We start from the raw sequence: 22368 nt of genomic DNA on the forward strand, positions 1-22368 counted from the left end.
GGGACCAGCGAAGCTGGTGGAGGGGGATCGCCGCGAAGGTCGTCCCTTGAGGAAGCCCCCCTCCGTCAGGTCTGACGGGCTGCCACCTCCCCGGACCGGGGAGGATCGTTATCAATCCGCCGCGATGGGGCCGTCATGCGGCTTGGGCCGTCGGGTGAACCAGGTCAGCCCCGCCAGCACGATGCACAGCCACGCCGACACATAGAAGATGTCGGTCGACGCCAGCAGATAGGCCTGGCCCACCATCTGCCGCGTAACGGCGGCGGCGGCCTGGACGTCGGTCAGGCCCAGATGGTTCAGGCCGTTCTTCGCCATCTGCCACACCGGGCCTTGTCCGATCGCCTCGGACAGATGCGCCTGATGCATCGCCTCGCGCCGGTCCCACATGGTCGTGGTCAGCGAGGCGGCGAAGCTGCCCGCCGTGATGCGCGCGAAGTTCGAGATGCCGGTCGCCGAGGGGATGCGCGCCTGCGGCACGCCGTCCAGCGCGATGGTCAGCATGGCGAGGAAGAAGGTGCTCATCGCGATGCCCTGCACCATCAGCGGCAGCACGAAGTCGCTGAAGCCCGCCTGCGTATTCAGGCCCGAACGCATCCAATAGGACACGCCGAAGGCGGCAAAGGCGATGGTCGCCATGATCCGCGCATCGACCTTGCCCGACAGTCGCGCGACGATGGGGGTCAGCACCACCGCCACCGCCCCGCTGGGTGCGGCGACGAGTCCCGCCCAGGTCGCGGTATAGCCCAGCTGCGTCTGGAGCCAGAGCGGCAGCAGCAGCGTGTTGGCGAAGAACACCGCATAACCCAGGCAAAAGGCCAGCGTCCCGATGCTGAAATTGCGGCCCTTGAACAGCGACAGGTCGACCGCCGGATTGGCGTCGGTCAGCTCCCAGATCAGCCAGGCGATAAAGCCGACAATGGCGATCACCGTCATCACGACGATCCGGGTCGAGTGGAACCAGTCGTCATTCTTGCCCAGGTCCAGCATCATCTGGAGTGCGCCGACCCAGACGACCAGCATGATCAGCCCGACCTTATCGATCGGCAGGTTACGGGTCGGCGTCTCTCGGGCGGACAGCCCGCGCCAGCACACGCCTGCGCAGAACAGGCCTACGGGGACGTTGATCAGGAAGATCCAGCTCCAGTGATAATTGTCGGAGATGTACCCGCCCAGGATCGGCCCCATGATCGGCGCGACCAGCGTCGTCATCGACCAGATGCCGAGCGCGGTGGACCGCTTCTGCGGCGGGAAGATCGAGATCAGCAGCGCCTGACTGCCCGGGATCATCGGCCCCGATACCGCGCCCTGAAGGATGCGGAAGCCGATCAGCGAGGACAGGTTCCACGCGACGCCGCACAGGAAGGAGGCGATGGTGAACAGGAACACCGAGACACAGAAGGTCCGCACCACCCCGAACTTGCCCATCAGCCAGCCGGTCAGCGGCACCGCCACGCCGTTCGCGACGGCAAAGGCGGTGACGACCCAGGTCGAGTTGTCCGAGCTGACGCCCAGATTGCCCGCGATGGTGGGCAGCGAGACGTTGGCGATGGTCGAGTCGAGCACCTGCATGAAGGTGCCCAGCGCCAGCGCAAAAGCGACGAGCGCCAGCGCCGGTCCTTTCAGCGGCGCCGGGGATGCCCCCGCGCCACCTTGAGCGGAGGCCCCGGCCATCAGCGATTGGCCGCGATGATCTGCGCGATGCGCGCCTCGATCGCCGGGTCTTTGCCATCGGTGCCGCTGGTGCTGTCGACCTGGGTCGCGGCGGTACCGATGCGGGGCCCGCGCTCATCGGCGGTATCGACCGTCACCGTCGCTGACAGGCCGACCCGCAAGGGGTTCTGGCGCAGCTCATCGGCGTTCAGGCCGATGCGCACCGGCACGCGCTGGACGATCTTGATCCAGTTGCCGCTGGCATTCTGCGGCGGCAGCAGCGCGAAGGCGTTGCCGCTGCCCGCGCCCAGGCCGACGACCTTGCCGTGATAGACGGTCTTGCCGCCGTAAATATCGGCGGTGATCGTCGCCGGCTGGCCGATGCGTAGGTCCTTCAGCTGGGTCTCGCGGAAATTGGCGTCGACCCACAGCCGGTCGAGCGGCACCACGGCCATCAGCGGCGTTCCCGCCGCGACCTGCTGGCCGACCTGCACCGTACGCTGGGCGACGACGCCGCTGATCGGCGCGACGACGTGCATATGGCCACGCATGATGGCGGCGCGGCGATAGGCGGCGATGGCGGCCATCACGGCGGGGTTGGTGCCGACATCGGTGCCCTGCACGGCGGTCCGCGCCTGTGCCGCCTGGGCGCGGGCAAGGGCGAGGTTCGCATTGGCGACCTTCACCGCGTCGGCGGCATGGGACAGTTCCTCGCCCGACACCGCGCCCTCGGCGGCGGCGCCCTGGCGACGCGCATAGTCGGCGCGGGCGCGGGTCAGCTCGGCCTGGGCCTGCACGATGGCGGCGCCGCTCTGGTTCACCTTGGTGAAGTCGGCGCGGGTCGCGCGCACCGCGCGGGCCAGTTCGGCGGCGGCGGAGGCGAGGCCGACATCGGCCGTCGCGGGATCGAGATCGATCAGCGGCTGGCCCGCCTTCACCGTCTGGGTATTGTCGGCATGGATGGCCAGCACCTGCCCCGGATCGCGCGCGGTGATCGCCACCACGTCACCCGCGACATAGGCGTCGTCGGTCTCTTCCTCGGGCTTGGCGAGCAGGAAGTGGAACACCGCCCAGACGATGGCAGCGATCACCACCACGACGATCAGGATGGTCAGGCCCAGGCGGCGCGCCTTGGGCTTGCCGCCGGTCGGCGCCTGGGTCGTCGGAGCGGCGGGGGAGGGGGTGGCGGCTTCGGTGTCGCTCATTGCGTGATACCCTGCGAAGAAGAGGAGAAGCCGCCCCCAAGGGCGACGGCCAGCGCGATGCGCGCCTGGACGGCGTCGGCGGCAAGATTGGCGTCGGCCTGATCCGACTCCAGCTGGCGGATGTCGGGATCGATCAGGCCGAGTTGCGATTGCAGCCCGCTCGACACGCGGATCGCGTTGAGGCGGCGGGTTTCGGACAGGCCGCGCGTCACCTCGGCCTGGCGCGCACGCTCGGTGGCGACGGTGCGGCTGCGCGTGACGGCATCGGCCGCCTCACGGACGGCGCCGACGACGCGGTTGTTATAGTCGGCGGTCGCCAGGTCGAGCGCGGCGGTCGCGCCCGCCAGCCCGGCGCGCAGCCGTCCGCTGTCGAAGATCGGCAGATGGATCGCCGGGCCCGCCGCCGCCGTCGCCGCATCGGCGGTGAACAAATTGCCCAGGCCGACCGCCTGGAAACCGGCCAGTGCGGTCAGGTTGATATTGGGCAGGAACGCCTTGCGCGCGACCTCCTGCCCCTTGCTCGCGGCATCGATCCGGGCGAGCGCGGCGGCGATGTCGGGGCGGCGGGAGAGCAGGTCGGCGGGCACGGTGGCGGGGATGGGCAGCGCGGCATCGAAGGCGAGCTTGGTCGGCGCGATGGTCGCGGGATAGTCCAGCCCGCGTCCCGCCAACGCCGCCAAGGCGTTGCGCGACAGCGCGGCCTGCGTCTCGGCGCGGGCCAGTGCCACCCGCGCCTGGGCGAGCAGGGTCTGCGCGCCGGAAGCGTCGATCTGGCTGGCCAGCTGGTGCCGGATGCGCGTCTGGATCAGCCCCAGCGAGCGGGTGCGGGTCGCGATCGTCTGGCGCGCGATCGCCGCCTGCCGCTCGGCCCGGGCCAGTTCGACATAAGTCTGCGCGACCGACCCGGCCAACGCCAACCGCGCCGCCGTCACGTCGAGCGCGGCGGCACGGGTGGAGGCGCGGGCGGCGTCGATCGCGGCGGCCTGTCGTCCGAACAGGTCGATGGTCCAGTTCAGATTGGCCTGCGCCTGACCCAGCCACTGGGTCGTCCCCGCATAAGGGGGCGGGATGATATAGCGGCCGGACAGCCGGTTATATTGTTCCTGCGCGTCGAGCGTCACCGAGGGTCCGTCATCGGCGCGGCGGGTGGCCAGCACCGACTCCGCCTGTCGCAACCGGGCCAGCGCGATGTCGAGCGAGGGATTGCCGCTCAGCGCGTCGCCGACGATCCGGTCGAGCTGCGCATCGCCCAGGCCCCGCCACCAGTCGGCGGCGACCAGCGGGGCCTGTGCATCGCCCAATCCCAGTGTCTCGGGCGAGGTGGCCGTGATGGCGGGATGCGCCTGCGGCACCGAACAGCCCGCCAGCAGCATCCCGGTCAGAAAGGCAAACCGCTTCATGCCACCGTCTCCAGCTTGTTGCGCAGGCGCAGCAGGTCGCCGACGAAGCGCTCGACCTCTTCGGGCGACCAGTCGGCCAGCCATTCGTTCCACTGCCCGATGACCTTGACCTTGCACCGGGCGGTGACCTCGCGCCCCGCCTCGGTCAGCGACAGGCGAACGACGCGGCGATCCTCGGTGCAGCGGCAGCGTTCGATCAGGCCGCGCTCCTCCAGCGTGTCGACGATCCGCGTCGTCGCGCCGGTATCATGGCAGAGATGGCGGGCCAGCTCCGCCGCCGTGCCGCCCACGCCATAGTGCAGCGCCATCAACGCGCTCCACTGAACATGGGTGACTTCTTCATCGGCGAAAACCGGCTCCAGGCCAATCCGGGCAAGCTGGTACACGCGCTTCGTAAGATACCCGACCGAGCGTTCGGGATCGAAGGGATCTGGCGTATCGGATGTCATATAGCTGCCATGGCAATGATTGCCTGGGCAGTCAATTCTCGTTGCGAAGATGACATGAATTTCATGAAGTTCGGGGCGGGCCGGGCGGCCCGCCCCGAAAGGCACTCAGCGCGTTTCCTTCGTCGCCTCGATCGCGGCATTGGCCGCCAGGATATAGGCCGAGGTGGTTGCGACTGTGTATTCGTTCTCGAACCAGAGGAACGGCCATTCGGTCTTCAATTCGGGGAAGTCGGGCTTCACGATCAGCACGCCCGGCACCAGCCCGCCGGGGATGAAGCCGTAATCGGCGCGGTTGTGGCCATAGCCGATCAGCTTCGACGCAGTGCCCACCGTCGAGACGAGCGACAGGTTGTTCGCCGGATGCCGCCCCAGCACATAGTCGATGGCGTTCCGCGTATAGTCGGTCCCGATGATCTCCGGGAACGCCTTGTGCATCAGGAAGGCGGTCGAGCCGAACTCGACGACCTGATGCGACCCGGCCCAGCCGCCTTCGCTGATCGGTACGCCGAAGGGGTTCTTGGCGGCCTCTTCGTCCATCTTGACCTTGGTCTGGCGGACCAGCGGGACCAAGGCGGCGCGGTACTTCGCATCCATGAACGGAAGGGCGCGTACCGCCGAGGCGCGGACCCAGGCGAAGTTCTTGGTGATGACGGGCATCAGCGCGCGCAGGCGGTCGGCATAGACACGTTCGCCCTTGCTGGTGATCAGCATCTCGACGGTCGCGCCGACATTAGCGCCGTCCGCCGACCATGGCGTGCCGGAGTCGTCGCGCCCATCGCCCGACTTGATCGGCCCCTTCTGATAGCGTCCCCACAGGACCTTGGCCGCGTCCCACGCCTCGGCCGCCATCGTCGGATCGCTGTCCGCCAGCGCGCGGGACGCGGCGGCGAGGGCGCCCGCGACCGCCAGATTGTTGGCGGGGAGATCGGTGGTGAAGGCCCAGCGATCGTCCTGCGTCCCCGACGACCCGCCCTTGCGCTCGCTGATGCCGAGCGAGGCGTCATAGGTCAGATTGTCGGTCTGCGACCCTGCATCGCCCAGATGGGCATATTGGCGCTGCACCGGATCGATGATGCCGACGATGGCATGGCCGAACACCTTGTACTGGGCGAGCAGTTGCAGGACGCCGTGGCGGATCTGCTGCACCGAGTCCTGCTTGCCGTCGGGCTTGCGGATCTCCACCGCGCGAGCGGCCTCGTCCACGCTCGTCTCGTCCCAGTCGAGGCCGTAAAGCTCGCGTCCCCAGGCGAGGTCGCGGACCACCTGCGCATTTTGCGGTGTCTGGATGTCGTAATCGCCCGCATCCTGAAAGCCGCCGACATTCAGGCCGGGGATATGCTCGCCCGGCTTGAACGGCGAGTCGAGGTTGGGGCCCATCTTGTAGCCGTCGAAATGGACATGGTTGGGCGGTGCCTGGCGGGCATCGTCGAGATGCGAGGGGGCGGACCAGACGCGGTATTGTTCGCGAATGCCGACATGGTCCATCTGCTCGGCGATGAAGGTGTCGAGCGAGGTCTGCCAGATGCGGTCATAGGCATCGGCGGCGATACGGAACGGGTTCGTCACCTGACCGCCATAGGCAATGGCATAGATGCCCGGCTCGCGCACCTGCGAGAAGTCGAAGGCGGCGTAATTGTACCGCATCCAGCGCCCGCGCGGGGTGACGGCGGCACGCAGCACCGACTGGCGCGTGCCGTCTGCGGCCAGTCGGACCAGTTCCGCCTCGCCCGGCGCGGTCCCGTGCGGATCGGTTTCGATCAGCGCGACCTTGGAGCGGCCGGGCGTATAACCCGCCTGGTTGAACGAGACGACCGGCGGGCGCACCCAGTCCTTCACGACATTGGGGCGGACATGCCAGACCACGGCATTCTCCTTCGCTCCTGCCGCGATCAGCGAGCGGACGACGAACCAGCCATTCTGTGCCCGGTTGCGCGCGTCATAAAGCGCCAGCCCGCCCGCATCCGACGTGATCGTCACGCGGGTCAGCGGGTCCTCGGGCGACAGGGTGATCGACTTGCCGCCCGAGGCCAAAGGCGTCGGATCGCCCGATCCGTCCTTGGCCATCGGGCCGGTGGGATGGCGTGGGAACAGGCCCGGCGCGGTGTCCATCAGATAGGTCTTGCCGAAATAGCTTGTCGGCAGGAAATCGAGGTTGAAACCGGCCTTGCCCGCCAGCGCGGCGGGCAGCGGCTGATCGAGGTCGACGGCGATGCGAAACCCGTCGCCTTCCGCCGTCACCTTCACCCGATAGGCCAGATTCTGGTCCCTATAGGCCGAGCGGACGACGATCTGGTTGGGCTCGGTCCCGCGCGCCCGGCTGACAAAGGCGGGGACGGGGTCCCATTGCTCGGGCGTGGGGTTCAGGCGTACCGCGCCGTCGGTGGCGATCCGCTCGCCGTGCAGGACGATCTGGATCCCGGCATTCTTCTCATCGAAGAAGATGGGGCTGAACTGGTTCTGGTCGACCATCACGGTCAGGCCCTGCCGCTCCAGCGTCTCGGCCGGGGTGACGGACAGTGCCGGTGCCGTGCCCTGCGTCGTGACCTGTGCCTGTGCCTGCACGGCGCAGGACGCCATGATGCTCGCCGATGCCAGCAAGGTGACACCCATATGTTTCAGCATAACCCCTCCTCGATAAAGATAGCGCTATCATTTTTGATCATGGGCAGGGCGGCGAACTGTAGGGAACCGACGCCTTGTCCAAAACGCGGGGCGACGCGGTTTCCGCTTTCGCCTTGGGTGCAATCTGTGCCAGCTTTTTCGATTAAACAACGAAAAAATCGCGCTTTGTTCTGGATCAACTTTTGAAGGGCGGAGGGGGTTGGCGCGCGGTCGGGGGTGAAATTTGCGTTGCCTGTGTACCGCTCACATACTCTGATGCAGATATGGAAACGGCGCGGACCGCTCTTGCCGTCCGCGCCGTCCCGAAACTGGCAGAAGGAGCCTTACTTCTGCGATGTGTAGCGCGGTTGGACCCGGCCCGCTTCGTCGGCGGCCTGCTTAATCAGCTGGATGTTGCGCTTGATCGAGGCGGCGAGCGCCGAGCGGATCGACTCGTCGGCATCGGAACCGGCAGGCACTTCGCGTAGCAGCTGGAGCCACTCGCCGATCGCCTCGTCATGCTGGCCCTTCAGATCCTTTTCCATCGCGAAATAGAAGCGTGCGCGCGCATCGCGCGGGTCGATCGCGATGGCCTTGCGAAAGGCATTTCCCGCTTCGGCGGGCAGTTCGATGCCCTGCGCCTTCGTGGTCTGCATGACCGTCTCACCCAGCGCCGACCAGGCGTTCGCCTGGTTGGGATCGATCGCCAACGACGCACGATAGGCGGTCGCGGCCTCGTCGAACCGGCGCTTGGCGAGCAGCGCGTCGCCCAGTTCCTTCTGCGCGGCGGCGCTACCCGGCGCCTTGCTGGCGGCGGCCTGCGCGGTGGCGGGATCGGGAGCGGCTATGGGCCGCTCGACAAAGACCGGGGCCTGGGCGGCCTTCTCCGCCGGACGCCGCAGCAGGGCACTGGCGATAAACGCCAGGACGACCAGGACGAGCAGGATGCCTGCGATGACGAGGAGCTTGCGGCGTTTCACGATTCATCCCTGCTGATTATGTCGCCGGACCCTATCGCCCGGTATGTCCTGACACAGCGTAAAGCGCGCATGGACCGCGCGGAACCTGTCTTGTCCTGAAACAGGTCGCGCCAAGCCGCTGCCCCAGAACGGGATCATATCGGAGTTTACCGGACGCGACATCGGCGTCGTTATCGATAGAGTGGGGGAACAGGGCACATGAGTCGCCCGAAATGCAACGGGACTATCGCCCGATGGCGAATGTGCGACCGAGACGGGATCACCCGTTCCGACACATGATCGGGTGCGCGGCGTAACAGGGAGTTTGATGATGGCGGCTGTGACGAAGATGATGGCGATGGCGGGTATCATGGCCGGTGCGCTGATCGCGACGGCCGCCCATGCGGGCACGCTGTCCTCGACCCCGGGCAACGTCATGCCGACCAATCCCTCGGTCCTGATCGACTTCGACGGCACGAACGGCAACACGACCTATTCGTCGGGCTTCTCGCTGTCGGGCACCGCCGTCCTGACGACCGGCTCGGCCAATGGCTATAGCCGGCCGATGGGCGACACGACCCAGTATCTGATGGTCAATGGCGGCAAGACGGCCGAATTGCGCACCAGGGACTATAGCTATGACGGCTTCGGTCTCTATTGGGGTTCGATCGACTCGTTCAACACGCTGGAAGTGCTTGGCGCTGCCGGTAACGTGCTGAAGACGATCACGGGCCTGGACGTCATTTCGCCGACCGCCGACGTTCCGGGCACCTATTACAACGACCCGAGCCTGAACCGCTACGTCACCTATACGCTCGACAGCCTGACGGGTGAGCGGATCGCGGGCCTGCGCTTCTCCTCGGGCGATACCGCGTTCGAACTGGACAATGTCACCTTCTTCGGCGGCAAGCCGACCTCGGTTCCCGAGCCTGCCACGTTGACCCTGTTCGGCGCAGGGATCGGCGGCCTGATCGCCGCGTCGCGTCGTCGCCGCAAGAAGACCGCCTGATCTCAGGCACTTAGGCTGGTCGGTCCGACAGGGTCGACCGGGGAGACGAAAAGGGCGGCCCCCGGGCCGCCCTTTTTATGTGTCCGCTACAGAAGACGGTGAAAGGCCGACCCCGCCGGGTCAGGCGGCAGTGCCGTTCAGCGTTTCCATCTCGCCCAGCACGCGCGCTTTGCGACCATAGACATATTCGAACAGCGGGCTGGCCATCATCGTGGTCACGATCGCCATCAGCACCAGCATCGAGAACAGGGTGGGGCCGATAATTCCTTTTTGCAGCCCGATATTGATGATGATCAGTTCCATCAGCCCGCGCGAGTTCATCAGCGCGCCGATCCCCATCGCCGTGCGATTGTCCTCGCCACAGGCCCGTGCCGCGAGATAGCAGGCGCCGAACTTGGCGGCGATCGACGCGGCCAGGATGCCAAGCGCGATCAGCAGCAGCGGCAGTGAATTGACCATGTCCATCCGCGTGTTCAGCCCCGAATAGGTGAAGAACATCGGCAACAGCAGGACGACGGCCAGCGGCTCGACCTTCTTCTTCAACTCGGTGACGAACAGGCCGCGCGGCATGAAGACGCCCAGGATGAAGCCGCCGAAAATGCCATGCACGCCGATCGCGTCCATGATGAAGGCGGACAGGCAGAAGGCCATGAGCGTGATCGCCAGCACGGTCGTGCTCATCTCGCCCCGCGCCTCGACCGCCCGGCCCAGCGGCGCCAGCAGACGGCGGCCGAACAGGATCAGGAAGCCGACATAGATAAAGGCCCCGCCGATCGCGAGGATGGCCACCCCGCTGCCGCCGCCGAAGGTCGCCAGCACGATCGCCAGTACGCACCAGGACGCGGCGTCGTCGAACGCGCCCGCCGCCAGCGACAAGGTGCCCAGCGGGCTGTCCGCCAGCCCCCGTTCGTTGATGATCCGCGCCAGCATCGGAAAGGCGGTCAGCGCGATGCAGGCACCCAGGAACAGCGTGGCATTGGCCTGGCTGATCCCGGCGGTGAACAGGCCGGGCACCTTGAGCAGCAGGGGAGTGATCGCCACCGCGATCAGGAACGGCGCGATCACGCCCGAGGCCGATACCGCCATGGCACTGCGCGCCTTGGACTGGAAATGATCGAGGCGGAGCGTCAGCCCGACCAGGAACATGTACAGCGCCACGCCGAGCTGCGCGCCCGCATAAAGGACGTTGCGGGTTTCCTTGGGAAAGATCGCCGCCTGCAGGTCTGGAAAGAACAGGCCGAGCAGCGAGGGGCCGAGCACGACCCCGGCGATCATCTCGCCCACCACCGGCGGCTGGCCCAGGAACCGCTGTCCGGCCCAGCTGACGACGCGACAGGCGAACAGGATCACCGCCAATTGCAGGAAGAAATGGATGCTATAGTCGCCGGGAACATAGGTGGCGGCCGCCCCGGCGCTGGCCGGGCCATGCGGTGACAGGATGCCGCCAAAGGTCTTCCAGAAACTGTCGATCGCGTCGTTCATCGGTCTTCGCATCCCCCCTCGCGTCCGGCCTTGCGCGGTCCGGCCCAGGCGATAGCGACGCCAAGTCGCGGGGCGTTGCAACGGGATTTCGTCGAACGGGGAGCGATTGTGCCGGGTGGCTGGCAAACTGTGTTGTCATTGCTACAAGGTAGGTACGTACCTACATATTCGAGGGGCGGATGAAGACGCTGACCAGCCGCGAGTTCAACCAGGATGTCAGCCGCGCCAAGCGGTTGGCCCGAATCGAGCCGGTGTTCATCACCGATCGCGGACGCCCCACCCATGTCCTGCTGGGCGTCGAGGCCTTTCGCCAATTGGCGCGCCAAACCGAGACGATCGTCGACCTGCTCGTGCAACCCGATGCGATGCCCGGCGAGGCGCCGCCGCCGCGCGACTGGAACCGGCCGCGCTGATGTATCTGCTCGATGCCAGCGTCGTGGCCGAACTGCGTGGCGCGCGGCGGGGACAGGCCGATCCGGGGCTGGTCGACTGGGCCTCGGGCGTGCCGCGTCACGAACTGTTCCTGTCGGCGGTGACCTTGCTCGACCTTCAGGGAAACAAGGACGTCGACGACTGGATCGCCGAGCAGGTTCTCCCCGCCTTCGAGGGGCGTATTCTGGCGGTCGATGTCGCGGTGGTACGACGGTCATCGACACTGGGCTATGCGCAGACGCGCGATGCGCTGCTGGTCGCGACGGCGCTGGTCCATGGCTTGACGCTCGTCACGCGGCATGTCGCGGCCTATAAGGTCGGGCGGCCGAGGCTGTTCTGCCCTTGGGGTTTCGTGCCCGATGATATGGGCGAGGATTGGCGGCAGGCGACGAAGGGCGGTTCGCAATGGTTCCGCAACCTGTTCGTGAGGATGTGAGCGTGGTGGAGGGGCAGGCCAGGTCGATCCTGATCGTCGGCGGCGGCACGGCGGGGTGGTTGACCGCGGCCTATCTCGCCCGCTTTCTGGGGCCCGCGACCCGCATCACCGTGCTGGAGGACCCGGCGATCGGCGCGATCGGGGTGGGCGAGGGGGCGTTCCCGACGATGCGCTCGACCCTGCGCTTCCTGGGGGTCGACGAGGCGCATTTCATCCGCACGGCGGGTGCGACCTTCAAGCAGGGCATCCGCTTCGACGACTGGCGGCACGCCCCGGACGGGGGCAGGCGCCACCGCTATGTCCATCCGTTCGAGCCGCCCTTCCAGGCGGACGGCGTCGATCTCGTCGCGCACTGGCTGGCGCAGGACCCGGCGACCCGTGCGCCCTTTGCCGAGGCGGTGACGATCCAGCACCGCGTCGCCGCCGCCGGGCGGGGGCCGAAACAGGCGGGGGAAGGGGCGTTCGACGGGCCGCTCAGCTATGCCTATCATTTCGATGCGCATCGGCTGGTCGCACTGCTGGCGGACCATGCCATGGGCCTGGGCGTCCGGCATCTGGAGGGCAGGCTGACCGGCGCGAAGGTGGGCGCGGACGGGCTGATCGCGCATGTAGTCACCGACCGTCAGGGCACGCTGACCGCCGACCTCTATGTCGACTGCACCGGACAGCGGGCCGAACTCATTTCCGGCGCGTTGGGGGAGCCTCTGCTGCCAGTGCGCGACCAGCTGTTCACCAATCGCGCACTCGCCTGCCGCCTGCCCTATGACGCGGAGCGCGGCCACACCCTGCCGACCATGACCATCGCCACCGCGCATTGGGCGGGTTGGACCTGGGATATCGGGCTGGCCGAGGGGCGGGGGATCGGGACGGTCTATTCCGACACGCATATGGATGACGAGGGCGCGCTGGCGACGCTCGCCGCCTATCTGGGTCGCGATCCCGACAGGCTGGAGCCGCGCCTGCTGACCTTCGAGCCGGGGTATCGCCAGCGGCCCTGGATCGGCAATTGCGTGGCGATCGGACTGGCCGGGGGCTTTCTGGAGCCGCTGGAGTCGACCGGCATCGTCCTGATCGAGGCGGCCGTCGCCATGCTGGCCGAGCTGTTTCCGCATCGCGGGCCGATCGCGGCACCCGCCGCGCGCTTCAACACGCTGATGACCGCACGGTATCGGACGATCGTCGACTTTCTCAAGCTGCACTACTGCCTGAGCAGCCGGGACGAGCCGTTCTGGCGTGACAATCGCGCTGCCGGAACGATCTCCGACCGGCTATGGGACCTGCTGGAGCAATGGCGTTACCGGCCGCCGGGGCGGTTCGACTTCACGCTGGATGTCGAGAGTTTCGCCCATTTCAACTATCAGTATATCCTCTACGGCATGGGCTTTGCCGATGGCGAGGTGAGGAAGACCGGCGCGTCGGGCGAGGCGGAGCGGCTGTTCCGCAAGCTCCAGATGTTCGGCGACCGCGCGGTGGCGGACCTGCCGAGTCATGGCGAGTTGGTCGCGGCGATGCGGGGCTAGAGCAGGATGACATTACGTTGAACCAAGGCGAGCCCCTCCCCTTCAGGGGAGGGGTTGGGGTGGGGCCTCGCCACAGGCGGCGTGCTCGCGGAGATGCCCCACCCCCGGCCCCTCCCCTGAAGGGGAGGGGTGCGTTTATTCAGGTCATCGGATTCTATGCGAGAGGGTCCTCGCTGACCCTTTCCTTCCTTCTCACCTGTCCAGGGGAGAAGGATCGGAGCTCGCCTCAAACGATCGCGGGCAGGCGGTCCAGGTGCTTTTCCAGCGTCAGCGGATAGTCCCTGATCCGCACGCCGGTCGCGTTGTAAACCGCATTCGCCACCGCCGCGCCGACGCCGCACAGGCCGAGTTCGCCGACGCCCTTGGCCTTCATCGGGTTGGCCTTGTCGTCCGCCTCTTCCAGGAAGATCACTTCCTGATGCGGAATGTCGGCATGGACGGGCACTTCATAGCCCGCCAGGTCGTGGTTGACGAAGAAGCCGAAGCGCTTGTCGACCGCCAGTTCCTCCATCAGCGCCGATCCGACACCCATGGTCATCGCGCCGATCATCTGGCTGCGCGCCGCCTTGGGGTTCAGGATGCGCCCCGCCGCGCAGACCGCGAGCATCCGGCGGAGCCGCGTGACGCCGGTATAGGCATCGACCCCGACCTCGACGAAATGCGCGCCGAAGGTCGACAGCTGATACGTCTTGTCCAGATCGCCGAACTCGATCCGGTCCTCGGCGGTCAGTGGGCCGGAGGCGGCGGCGTCGCGCAACGCGACCGATCGATTGCCGCCCGTCACCTGACCATCGGCGAAGCTCAGATCGGCCGAGTTGAACCCCAGCCGCTGGGCCACCGCCTCGCGCAGCTTGACGCAGGCGGCATAGACGCCCGCCGTGGCGTTGGCCGCCCCGAACTGGCCACCCGACCCGGCCGACACCGGATAGTCGCTGTCGCCCAGCCGGACATCGACCGCGTCCATCGGCACGCCCATCATCTCGGCGGCGGTCTGGCCGATGATCGTGTAGCTGCCGGTGCCGATATCGGTCATGTCGGTCTCGACGACGACCCGGCCGTCCTTGTTCAGCGTGACCCGTGCGCCCGACTTCATGTTCATATGATTGCGGAAGGCGGCGGCGACGCCCATGCCGACCAGCCAGCGTCCGTCGCGGACCTGGGCAGGCTTGGCGTTGCGCTGCGACCAGCCGAAACGCTGTGCGCCCTCCTCCAGACAGCGGACGAGCTGGCGCTGCGAGAAGCGACGCTCGGGCTTTTCGGGATCGACCTGGGTGTCGTTCTTCACGCGGAAGGCGACCGGATCCATGCCCAGCTTCTCGGCCATCTCGTCCATCGCGATTTCCAGCGCCATCATGCCGGGCGCTTCGCCCGGTGCGCGCATCGCATTGCCCTCGGGCAGGTTCAGCACGGCCAAGCGCATCGCGGTCAGGCGGTTGGGCCCGGCATAGAGCAGCTTGGTCTGGTTGACCGCCGTCTCGGGACCGCCGCCGGGCTGGTCGCCCGATCCGCTTTCATGCGCGATCGCCTGAATCGCGCCGTCCTTGGTCGCGCCGATGCGGATGCGTTGCGTCGTGGCGGGCCGATGGGTGGCGTTGTTGGCCATCAGCGGCCGCTGCATCGCCACCTTGACCGGCCGCCCGACCGCCTTCGCGCCCAGCGCCGCCATGACGGCATCGGCGCGCAGGAACAGCTTTCCGCCGAAACCGCCACCGACATAAGGTGAGATCAGCCGCACCTTTTCCTTGGGCATGCCCAACGTCTTGGCGAGGTCGCCGCGCCCCCAGGCGATCATCTGGTTCGACGTCCAGACGGTGAGCTGGTCCCCCTCCCAGATCGCCAGCGAGGCGAAGGGCTCCATCATCGCATGGCTGTGGTCGGGGGTGGTGTATTCGGCATCGAGCTTCACCGGCGCGGCACCGAAGGCGCTTTCGAACGATCCGGTCCGGTCTTCCTTGCCGGGCTTGCCTTCTTCGCCGCCGGTCAGCGGCGCGGTCTTCAGCGCTTCGTCCAGGTCATACTGGCCCTTGGCGCGGTCATAGTCGATCCGCACCAGCCCGGCGGCGGCGCGCGCCTGTTCGAAGCTCTCGGCGACGACGATGGCGACGGCCTGGTGATAATGGTCGATCTCCGGTCCGCCGAGCAGCTTGGCCGTGTTGAAATTGCCCTTGTTCAGCTTTCCCGCCTCGGCGGCGGTGACGATGCCCAGCACGCCCGGCGCGCCGCGTGCATCGTCGAGGTTCATCGCGCGGATGCGCCCCTTGGCGATGGCCGCGCCGATGATCCAGCCATAGGCGGCGTTGGGTGCCTCGGCATGGCGTTCATAGGCATAGGCTGCGGTCCCGGTGGTCTTGCGCGGGCCGTCAATCCGGTCGTGCGGGCGACCGACCACGGTCATGCGGTCGATGGGATTGGCGCTGGCTGGCTCGGTGAATTTCATGCGGTCCTCACCTGGCTGATGGCGGCCGCCAGCGTCCGTTCGACGAGCGGCACCTTATATTCGTTATCCTTGGTCGGGCGGGCATCGGCGAGCAGGCTTGCCGTCACCGCCTTGGCCCCCTGCGGCATCGCGGCTTCCGCCGCTTCGACCCGCCAGGGCTTGTGCGCAACGCCGCCGACCGCGACCCGGCCTGAGCCGTCCTTCTGGACGATCGCCGCGACCGATACGAGCGCGAAGGCATAGGAGGCGCGATCGCGCACCTTCTCATAGATATGGCTGCCGCCGACCGGGCGGGGCAGGGTGACGGCGGTGATCAGTTCGCCGGGCTGCAGCGCGGTTTCGATATGCGGCGTATTGCCGGGCAGGCGGTGGAAATCGGCCATGGGGATCGCACGGGTCCGGCCCTCCGGATTCACCGTCTCGACCACTGCGTCCAGCACCCGCAGCGCGACGTTCATGTCGCTGGGGTTGGTGGCGATACAGTCGCTGCTGGTGCCGACGATCGCCAATTGGCGCGAATAGCCACCGATGGCGCTGCACCCGCTGCCGGGCTTGCGTTTGTTGCAGGCCATGTTGGTGTCGTAGAAATAGGGGCAGCGCGTGCGCTGGAGCAGATTGCCCGCCGTCGTCGCCTTGTTGCGCAGCTGTCCGCTCGCCCCTGCGACGATCGCGCGGGACAGGACGCCGTAATCGCGCCGCACGCGTTCGTCGGCGGCCAGCGCGGTGTTGGTGACGAACGCACCGATGCGCAGGCCGCCGTCCTTCGTCTTCTCGATCCGGTCGAGCTTCAGGTCCTGCACGTCGATCAGATGAGTCGGCGTCTCGACCTCGATCTTCATCAGGTCGAGCAGGTTGGTGCCGCCCGCGAGGAACTTGGCGCCCGGCCTGGTCGCCGCGCGTGCTGCCGCGACCGCATTCTTTGCGCGTTCGTAGGTGAAGGGCTTCATGCCCCGATCTCCTTATTTGCGACTCCCGCGACGTCGGCCATCGCGTCGGCGATGTTGGAATAGGCGCCGCAGCGGCAGATATTGCCGCTCATCCGCTCACGCATCTCGATGCCCGAGGCTTGCGGCCTGGCGGTCAGGTCGGCCTGGACATGGCTGGGGACGCCGCGCTTTATCTCGTCGAGCACCGCCACTGCCGAGCAGATCTGGCCGGGCGTGCAGTATCCGCACTGATATCCGTCATGGCGCACGAACGCGGCCTGCATCGGATGGAGCTTCTCGGGCGTGCCGAGTCCCTCGATGGTGGTGATGCTGTCGCCGTCATGCTGGAGCGCCAGGGAAAGGCAGCTGTTGATCCGTTCTCCATTGACCAGCACGGTGCACGCGCCGCACTGGCCATGGTCGCAGCCCTTCTTGGTGCCGGTCAGGTGCAGATGTTCGCGCAAGCTGTCGAGCAGCGTCGTACGCGGATCGAGGGACAGGGTGCGCGGCTTGCCGTTGACCTTCAGCGTCACGGGCATGGCGGGGGGATCGGCGGGCATGGTGCTCCTCTGGGTCTGTGCCTCGGCCGGGGAGGAGGCGGCCATCGCGGTGGCCGCGCCTCCGACGATCACGCCGCGTCGCGACACGGTAAATTCACTGTTGTCCGCCAATGTCCCGGCTCCCTTGCACCCTGTCCAGATCCTTATCCAACCGCTGGCGCCTACACCGCTGGCTGACATTTTGTTCATAACGCACGTAAGCGGTTTTGGTGGCGAGGTGAAATTATCATAGGATATAAATCTGTGCGCCCGCCACCGGAGCGCACCCTGCGCCAGAAATCCGAAGACGCCATATGCCGGGCGTGGTAGCAGCGCCCATCGCGGGTTCGACGACCGCAAGCGCTGGCGGCTGAGAGACCCTTGTGCTCCCGCTTGTCGCGACGGAGCCGCCCGGATGAACCATTTTCCCAGTCCTGAGGGCGTCGCCCGTTGATCGTCCGACTGCCGGGCAACGCGACGGAGCGGGACCGGGCTTATCACGCGCTGATGACCGGCATCGATGTGCTGGAGAGGCGGATCGCGCCGCTCTGGGCGGTGGAGGCGTCGGCCTTGTCGAACCGGCATCGCCATGTCCGGGCGCGGGTGACGGCGAACGGCCTGCGCGAGTTGGACGTGCTGCTTGCCCATTGGGTCGGACTGGTCGCGTCTCGGCCGGTCCGCATGGCGGATATCGGCGACTGGCGCGAGCAGGAGGAAGAGGATGTGGGGCGTTATGACCGCGATTTTACCCCCTTCGACATCGCCCGCCTGGCGGAGGACTATCGGCTGGCCGCGCCGACGCCGTGTCCGTCCGACATGGAGTCGGCGGATCACGGGCTGGCCGCCTGAAGCACCCGTCCGATAGGCGTTGATCGGGCGCGCCGTCCGTTGCACAGCCTGAGCCGAACGATCGCGAAAAAGGGGGAGGATGTGATGCACCTGGCAAAGGGCTTCGCCGTCTTGGCGTTGGGGCTGTCCGGCCCGCTGATGGCGCAGACGACGCCAGTGCCACAGATCGTCAGCAAGGATGGCCGCCATGCGCTGATGGTCGATGGTCGCCCCTTCCTGATGCTGGAGGCGCAGGTCAACAACTCCAGCAACTATGCCGCCGCCCTGCCGCAGGTCTGGCCGGTGCTGGACCGCATTCACGCCAATACGATCGAAATCCCCGTCGCCTGGCAGCAGATCGAGCCGGAGGAGGGGCGTTTCGACTTCGGCTTCGTCCAGACGTCGCTCGATCAGGCGCGCGCCCATGACAAGCGTGTCGTCCTGCTGTGGTTCGCGACATGGAAGAACACCTCACCCGGCTACACGCCCGACTGGGTCAAGCTCGACAATCGCCGCTTTCCCCGGATGAAGACGAAGGCAGGGCAGGATCATTATGCGCTGACCCCGATGGCGCGTACCACGCTGGAGGCGGACAAGCGCGCCTTCGTCCGGCTGATGACGTACCTCAAGGAGCATGACCCGCAGAACACGGTCATCATGGTCCAGCCCGAGAACGAGGTCGGCAGCTATCGCAACCCGCGCGACTATTCGGCGGCGGCGCAGACGCTGTTCGACGGAGTCGTGCCGGAGGCGCTGACCCGCAGGCTCGGCAAGCCGCGCGGCACCTGGGCGGCGGTGTTCGGGGCGCAGGCCGACCGTGCGTTCAACACCTGGTACACGGCGCGCTACATTGAGGAGATCGTCGCGGCGGGCAAGGCGGTGAAGCCGCTGCCCATGTACGTCAACGCGGCGCTGGCGGGGCCGTCCAACGTACCCGATCCCGACGGCGTGGCGAGCGGCGGGCCGCAGCAGGACGTGCTCGACATCTGGAAGGTCGCCGCGCCCTCGATCGATGCGGAAGCGCCCGACATTTACGACCGGGCGAGCGCCAATGTGACCGCATACATGAAAGCCTATGCCCGGCCCGACAATCCGCTGCTGGTGCCCGAGATCGGCAATGCCCGCGAGTTCGCGCGTTATTTCTATGAGGCGCTGGGGCACGGCGCGATCGGCTTTGCGCCGTTCGGCATGGATGACACCGGCTTCTTCAACTATCCCTTGGGGGCCAGGGCGCTGGACAACGCCACGTTGGATGCCTTTGCCGGGCCTTATGCGGCGCTGAGCGGCGTGATGCGCGACTGGGCGAAGGCCGCGTTCGAACATCCGGGCTGGGGCACCGCCAAGCCCGATGACGGCAGCGACCGGGAGGCGGTGCTGGGCGACTGGCGCATCCGGGCGGAGTTCGGCCAGTGGCAGTTCGGCGAGAAAAGCTGGACTTGGCTCAAGTCCGAACCCGCGCCGTGGAAGGCCGAGCCGGTCGGCGGCATGGCGGTCGTCCAGCTGTCGCGCGACGAATATCTGATGACCGGCGACCATGTCCGCGTCCGCTTCGAGCCCGCGACCCCGGACCCCAAAGCGATGATCGTCCGGGTCGAGGAGGGGCATTTCGCCGAGGGCCGCTGGGTGATGGACCGGGTGTGGAACGGCGACCAGACCGATTACGGCATCAACCTGATCGACCGGCCGGTCGTGCTGAAGGTCGTGATGGGACGCTATCGCTAGGGACGCGGACAAATCGCTTTGCACTCCCGGATCAACGGCTTAGCCTGACCCGCCAAGCCAGAAACGATCCGGGAGTGTTCATGCAGCGTCGCCAGTTCCTCGCCTCCGCCAGCCTCGTCGCGGCGGCCGCCGCCACGCCGTCCTGGGCCCAGGTTTCCCGAGGGACGGGGGCGCGTGATGCCGAGTTGCGGGCGATGCTCGACCGTTTCTTCTATGCGCGGCTGGACGACAGTCCGGAGCAGGCGACCTCGCTGGGCCTCGACACCGGCCCGCGCGCTGGCCTGAAGGCGCGGTTGAGCGATGCGTCGCGGGCGGGCGAGATGCGCCAGTTCGCGCGCGCCCGGCAGGAGCGTGCGCAACTCGCCACCATCCCGCGCGATGCGCTGGGGGAGGGGGCGCGACTGGATTACGACATCCTGGCCTACAGCCTCGACCGGATGATCGCGGGCGAGCGCTTTTCCTATGGGGCGAGCGCGGGCCGCTATGCCCCCTATGTGCTGAGCCAGCTGTCGGGGGCTTACCGGGACGTGCCCGATTTCCTGGGCAACCAGCACCGCGTCACCAACGCCGCCGATGCCGACGCCTATGTCGCGCGGGTCGAGGCGTTCGGTCCGGCGATCGATGCCGAGACCGAGCGCCAGCGCGAGGATGCGGGCAGGGGCGTCTTCGCGCCCGACTATATCCTCGACACCACGCTGAAACAGCTGGCAGCGGTCCGCGACAAGCCCGCAGAAGGAACGGGCCCGGCGGTCGATCTCGCCGCCAAGTTGAAGGCTGCCAACCTGCCGCCCGACCGCGCGCAGGCGGTTGCGCGGCTGATGGCCGAGCGGGTCTTCCCCGCCCTTGACCGGCAACGCGCGCTCGTCACCGAATTGCGCGGCCGCGCGGGCCATGACGCAGGCGTCTGGCGGCTGCCGGATGGCGAGGCCTATTATACCGCCGCGGCGGCCGCTGCGACGACGACCGAGATGACCGGCGACGAGATCCACCGGCTCGGACTGGCGCAGGTGGCGGAGATCGGGGCGCGGATCGACACCATCCTGAAGGCGCAAGGCATGGCGCAGGGCAGCGTCGGCGAGCGGCTGGTCGCGCTCAACAAGCGGCCGGATCAGCTGTTCCCCAACACAGATCCGGGGCGTGAGGCGCTGCTGGAGCAGTTGCGCGCACAGGTCGCCGCGATGACCCGGCGCCTGCCCGAACAGTTCGCCGTCCTGCCCAAGGCACCGGTCGAAATCCGCCGCGTGCCGGAGGCGATCCAGGCGGGCGCGCCCGGCGGCTATTACCAATCGGCGTCGCTCGACGGGTCGCGACCCGCCATCTACTTCATCAACCTGCGCGACACGTTCGACCGGCCCAAATTCGGGCTGGCGACGCTGACCTATCACGAGGCGGTGCCGGGCCATCACCTGCAGGTCATGTCCGCGCTGGAGAGCCAGGACATTCCGCTGATCCGCAGGCGCGGCTTCTATTCGGGCTATTCGGAGGGCTGGGCGCTCTACTCCGAACAGCTCGCCGACGAGATGGGGATGTATGAGGGCAATCCGCTGGGGCAGGTGGGGTATCTGCAATCCTTGCTGTTCCGTGCCACCCGGCTCGTCGTCGATTCGGGGATGCACGCCAAGCGGTGGAGCCGGGAGAAGGCGACCGACTATCTGATCGCCACCACCGGCATCGCGCGTGGCCGCAGCCAGGGGGAGATCGACCGCTACACCGTCTGGCCGGGACAGGCGTGCAGCTACAAGATCGGGCACACCGTCTGGACCCGGCTGCGCGACGAAGCCAGGGCCAAGGCGGGCGCGAAATGGGACCCCAAGGCTTTTCACCGCGTCCTGACGCTGGGCGCGATGCCGCTCGACGTGCTGGAACGGGTGGTGCGCGAGCGGATGGCGTAAGCCATATCTTTTCCTCCCCTGTAAGGGGAGGGGGTGTTCGAGCTTTGGTCTGCCCCCGGCAGACCAAGATTGTGCCGGGGGCACAATCTCGCTCGAACACGAAGCTGGTGGAGGGGTGTCCCGCTATCGAGGGCGCGACACCCCTCCGTCAGGGCTTTGCCCTGCCACCTCCCCTTGCAGGGGAGGAATGTCGTTGGGCCTGAGGCTTGGCCGACGGCGGGTAGGGCGGATAGGGTCGGCGGCGGAGGAAGAAGTCTATGAAGCTTTCACATCGTCTGTCCGCGCTATCGCTGCTCGGTTTAACCGTTGCGTTATCGCCGACCGGAGCGAACGCCGCCGACAGGGACGCCCTGCCGCGCAAGATCGGCGACTGGACGCTGGCGGTCAGCGAGGATGGCGACGGATGTTTCCTGACGCGTATCTATGACCGGCCGGGCGACACGACGCTGTTGCTGGGGCTGGATCGTGACGGGTCGAACCATCTGACGGTGCTGAACGCCAATTGGTCGATCAAGCCGAAGGAGCGGCTGGCGCTCGACTTCACGCTGACGGGTGGCAGCTATCCGAAGCATTTCGCGGTCGGGCTGGCGTCCGACAACCAGCAGGGTTTCGTCACCAGCTTCGAAAAGCCGTTCCCGACCTATCTCGCCCGGTCGCAGACGTTGAACATCGCGCGGGGTGACGTGCCGGTCGAGCGCCTGTCGCTGGCGGGCAGCGGCGCGGCCATCGCCGCGCTGCGCGATTGCGTCACGGCGCGGAAGGCCCCACCGGCCAAGACGACCCGTTCGGGAGATGCGGCGGACGGCATTCCCCGCGATCCGTTCGCCAAGCCCGCCTCCCGCAAACGCTGAACCCTGAACGGCATCTTAACACAACAGGGC

At 67.2% G+C, this 22368-nt stretch carries 18 protein-coding genes; 8 read left to right on the forward strand and 10 right to left on the reverse strand.

Annotated features, from left to right (window positions below; all coding sequences use genetic code 11):
• Positions 1-111 precede the first annotated feature (111 nt).
• The 6 genes from ACQR50_RS05775 to ACQR50_RS05800 form a co-directional block, all read right to left on the reverse strand.
• Entirely contained in the window at positions 112-1671 is a 1560-nt protein-coding gene (locus ACQR50_RS05775) for a DHA2 family efflux MFS transporter permease subunit (protein WP_428970151.1), read from the reverse strand.
• Positions 1671-2855 (reverse strand): efflux RND transporter periplasmic adaptor subunit, encoded by a 1185-nt coding sequence (locus ACQR50_RS05780; RefSeq protein ID WP_428970152.1) that lies wholly within the window; start codon positions 2853-2855, stop codon positions 1671-1673. The genes ACQR50_RS05775 and ACQR50_RS05780 overlap by 1 nt, the downstream gene beginning before the upstream one ends.
• Entirely contained in the window at positions 2852-4255 is a 1404-nt protein-coding gene (locus ACQR50_RS05785; RefSeq protein WP_428970153.1) for an efflux transporter outer membrane subunit, read from the reverse strand. Before ACQR50_RS05785 ends, ACQR50_RS05780 begins: the two co-directional genes overlap by 4 nt.
• Positions 4252-4704 carry a MarR family winged helix-turn-helix transcriptional regulator gene (locus tag ACQR50_RS05790; RefSeq protein WP_428970154.1) on the reverse strand — a complete coding sequence of 151 codons (453 nt, stop codon included), beginning with the start codon at positions 4702-4704 and terminating at the stop codon, positions 4252-4254. The genes ACQR50_RS05785 and ACQR50_RS05790 overlap by 4 nt, the downstream gene beginning before the upstream one ends.
• Before the next feature lie 105 nt (positions 4705-4809).
• Entirely contained in the window at positions 4810-7326 is a 2517-nt protein-coding gene (locus ACQR50_RS05795; protein WP_428970155.1) for a glycoside hydrolase family 9 protein, read from the reverse strand.
• Between the two features lie 323 nt (positions 7327-7649).
• Positions 7650-8285 (reverse strand): tetratricopeptide repeat protein, encoded by a 636-nt coding sequence (locus tag ACQR50_RS05800; RefSeq protein WP_428970156.1) that lies wholly within the window; start codon positions 8283-8285, stop codon positions 7650-7652.
• Positions 8286-8595: 310 nt separating this feature from the next.
• Between ACQR50_RS05800 and ACQR50_RS05805 the strand changes: the two genes are divergently transcribed.
• On the forward strand, positions 8596-9273 hold the full coding sequence (locus tag ACQR50_RS05805; protein WP_428970157.1) for a PEP-CTERM sorting domain-containing protein: 678 nt from the start codon (positions 8596-8598) through the stop codon (positions 9271-9273).
• A 120-nt stretch (positions 9274-9393) separates the two neighbouring features.
• Here the strand turns inward: ACQR50_RS05805 and ACQR50_RS05810 are convergent, their stop codons facing one another.
• Positions 9394-10755, reverse strand: a complete 1362-nt coding sequence (locus tag ACQR50_RS05810; protein WP_428970158.1) for a cation:proton antiporter — start codon at positions 10753-10755, stop codon at positions 9394-9396.
• Between the two features lie 179 nt (positions 10756-10934).
• Between ACQR50_RS05810 and ACQR50_RS05815 the strand changes: the two genes are divergently transcribed.
• Genes ACQR50_RS05815 through ACQR50_RS05825 form a run of 3 tightly spaced genes read left to right on the forward strand, consistent with a single transcriptional unit; the run spans position 10935 to position 13143 of the window.
• Entirely contained in the window at positions 10935-11168 is a 234-nt protein-coding gene (locus ACQR50_RS05815) for a type II toxin-antitoxin system Phd/YefM family antitoxin (RefSeq protein ID WP_428970159.1), read from the forward strand.
• Positions 11168-11623, forward strand: a complete 456-nt coding sequence (locus ACQR50_RS05820) for a VapC toxin family PIN domain ribonuclease (protein ID WP_428970160.1) — start codon at positions 11168-11170, stop codon at positions 11621-11623. Before ACQR50_RS05815 ends, ACQR50_RS05820 begins: the two co-directional genes overlap by 1 nt.
• A complete protein-coding gene (locus ACQR50_RS05825; protein WP_428970161.1) occupies positions 11593-13143 on the forward strand; it encodes a tryptophan halogenase family protein in 1551 nt (516 codons plus the stop codon). Before ACQR50_RS05820 ends, ACQR50_RS05825 begins: the two co-directional genes overlap by 31 nt.
• 226 nt (positions 13144-13369) lie before the next feature.
• Here the strand turns inward: ACQR50_RS05825 and paoC are convergent, their stop codons facing one another.
• From paoC to paoA, 3 genes are read right to left on the reverse strand one after another with little or no spacing between them, the layout of a single operon-like run.
• On the reverse strand, positions 13370-15580 hold the full coding sequence (gene paoC / locus ACQR50_RS05830; protein WP_428970162.1) for an aldehyde oxidoreductase molybdenum-binding subunit PaoC: 2211 nt from the start codon (positions 15578-15580) through the stop codon (positions 13370-13372).
• Positions 15577-16527, reverse strand: coding sequence for an FAD binding domain-containing protein (locus ACQR50_RS05835; RefSeq protein ID WP_428970163.1), 951 nt, complete (start codon positions 16525-16527; stop codon positions 15577-15579). Before ACQR50_RS05835 ends, paoC begins: the two co-directional genes overlap by 4 nt.
• Positions 16524-17111: an aldehyde dehydrogenase iron-sulfur subunit PaoA gene (paoA, locus tag ACQR50_RS05840; protein ID WP_428970650.1), complete on the reverse strand. Its 588-nt coding sequence runs from the start codon at positions 17109-17111 to the stop codon at positions 16524-16526. The genes ACQR50_RS05835 and paoA overlap by 4 nt, the downstream gene beginning before the upstream one ends.
• 441 nt (positions 17112-17552) lie before the next feature.
• Between paoA and ACQR50_RS05845 the strand changes: the two genes are divergently transcribed.
• From ACQR50_RS05845 to ACQR50_RS05860, 4 genes are all read left to right on the forward strand, one after another.
• Positions 17553-17894 carry a hypothetical protein gene (locus tag ACQR50_RS05845; RefSeq protein ID WP_428970164.1) on the forward strand — a complete coding sequence of 114 codons (342 nt, stop codon included), beginning with the start codon at positions 17553-17555 and terminating at the stop codon, positions 17892-17894.
• Between the two features lie 84 nt (positions 17895-17978).
• A complete protein-coding gene (locus tag ACQR50_RS05850) occupies positions 17979-19595 on the forward strand; it encodes a DUF5597 domain-containing protein (RefSeq protein WP_428970651.1) in 1617 nt (538 codons plus the stop codon).
• Between the two features lie 80 nt (positions 19596-19675).
• Complete coding sequence (locus ACQR50_RS05855) at positions 19676-21487, forward strand: DUF885 domain-containing protein (protein WP_428970165.1); 1812 nt, start codon at positions 19676-19678, stop codon at positions 21485-21487.
• 257 nt (positions 21488-21744) lie between these two features.
• Positions 21745-22338 (forward strand): hypothetical protein, encoded by a 594-nt coding sequence (locus ACQR50_RS05860; RefSeq protein ID WP_428970166.1) that lies wholly within the window; start codon positions 21745-21747, stop codon positions 22336-22338.
• The last annotated feature ends 30 nt before the right edge of the window (positions 22339-22368 follow it).

This window comes from Sphingomonas sp. Xoc002, from assembly GCF_050408055.1.
Classification (GTDB): Bacteria; Pseudomonadota; Alphaproteobacteria; order Sphingomonadales; family Sphingomonadaceae; genus Sphingomonas; species Sphingomonas yabuuchiae.

What these genes read in the sequence shown, in the direction of transcription:
- ACQR50_RS05820 (WP_428970160.1), top strand. Translation starts at nt 11,168, where the DNA reads ATGTATCTGCTCGATGCCAGCGTCGTGGCCGAACTGCGTGGCGCGCGG.
- ACQR50_RS05850 (WP_428970651.1), top strand. Translation starts at nt 17,979, where the DNA reads ATGCACCTGGCAAAGGGCTTCGCCGTCTTGGCGTTGGGGCTGTCCGGC.
- ACQR50_RS05825 (WP_428970161.1), top strand. Translation starts at nt 11,593, where the DNA reads ATGGTTCCGCAACCTGTTCGTGAGGATGTGAGCGTGGTGGAGGGGCAG.
- ACQR50_RS05775 (WP_428970151.1), bottom strand. Translation starts at nt 1,671, where the DNA reads ATGGCCGGGGCCTCCGCTCAAGGTGGCGCGGGGGCATCCCCGGCGCCG.
- ACQR50_RS05790 (WP_428970154.1), bottom strand. Translation starts at nt 4,704, where the DNA reads ATGACATCCGATACGCCAGATCCCTTCGATCCCGAACGCTCGGTCGGG.
- ACQR50_RS05835 (WP_428970163.1), bottom strand. Translation starts at nt 16,527, where the DNA reads ATGAAGCCCTTCACCTACGAACGCGCAAAGAATGCGGTCGCGGCAGCA.
- ACQR50_RS05845 (WP_428970164.1), top strand. Translation starts at nt 17,553, where the DNA reads ATGACCGGCATCGATGTGCTGGAGAGGCGGATCGCGCCGCTCTGGGCG.
- ACQR50_RS05795 (WP_428970155.1), bottom strand. Translation starts at nt 7,326, where the DNA reads ATGCTGAAACATATGGGTGTCACCTTGCTGGCATCGGCGAGCATCATG.
- ACQR50_RS05855 (WP_428970165.1), top strand. Translation starts at nt 19,676, where the DNA reads ATGCAGCGTCGCCAGTTCCTCGCCTCCGCCAGCCTCGTCGCGGCGGCC.
- ACQR50_RS05785 (WP_428970153.1), bottom strand. Translation starts at nt 4,255, where the DNA reads ATGAAGCGGTTTGCCTTTCTGACCGGGATGCTGCTGGCGGGCTGTTCG.
- ACQR50_RS05805 (WP_428970157.1), top strand. Translation starts at nt 8,596, where the DNA reads ATGGCGGCTGTGACGAAGATGATGGCGATGGCGGGTATCATGGCCGGT.
- ACQR50_RS05810 (WP_428970158.1), bottom strand. Translation starts at nt 10,755, where the DNA reads ATGAACGACGCGATCGACAGTTTCTGGAAGACCTTTGGCGGCATCCTG.
- ACQR50_RS05860 (WP_428970166.1), top strand. Translation starts at nt 21,745, where the DNA reads ATGAAGCTTTCACATCGTCTGTCCGCGCTATCGCTGCTCGGTTTAACC.
- paoA (WP_428970650.1), bottom strand. Translation starts at nt 17,111, where the DNA reads ATGGCCGCCTCCTCCCCGGCCGAGGCACAGACCCAGAGGAGCACCATG.
- paoC (WP_428970162.1), bottom strand. Translation starts at nt 15,580, where the DNA reads ATGAAATTCACCGAGCCAGCCAGCGCCAATCCCATCGACCGCATGACC.
- ACQR50_RS05780 (WP_428970152.1), bottom strand. Translation starts at nt 2,855, where the DNA reads ATGAGCGACACCGAAGCCGCCACCCCCTCCCCCGCCGCTCCGACGACC.
- ACQR50_RS05815 (WP_428970159.1), top strand. Translation starts at nt 10,935, where the DNA reads ATGAAGACGCTGACCAGCCGCGAGTTCAACCAGGATGTCAGCCGCGCC.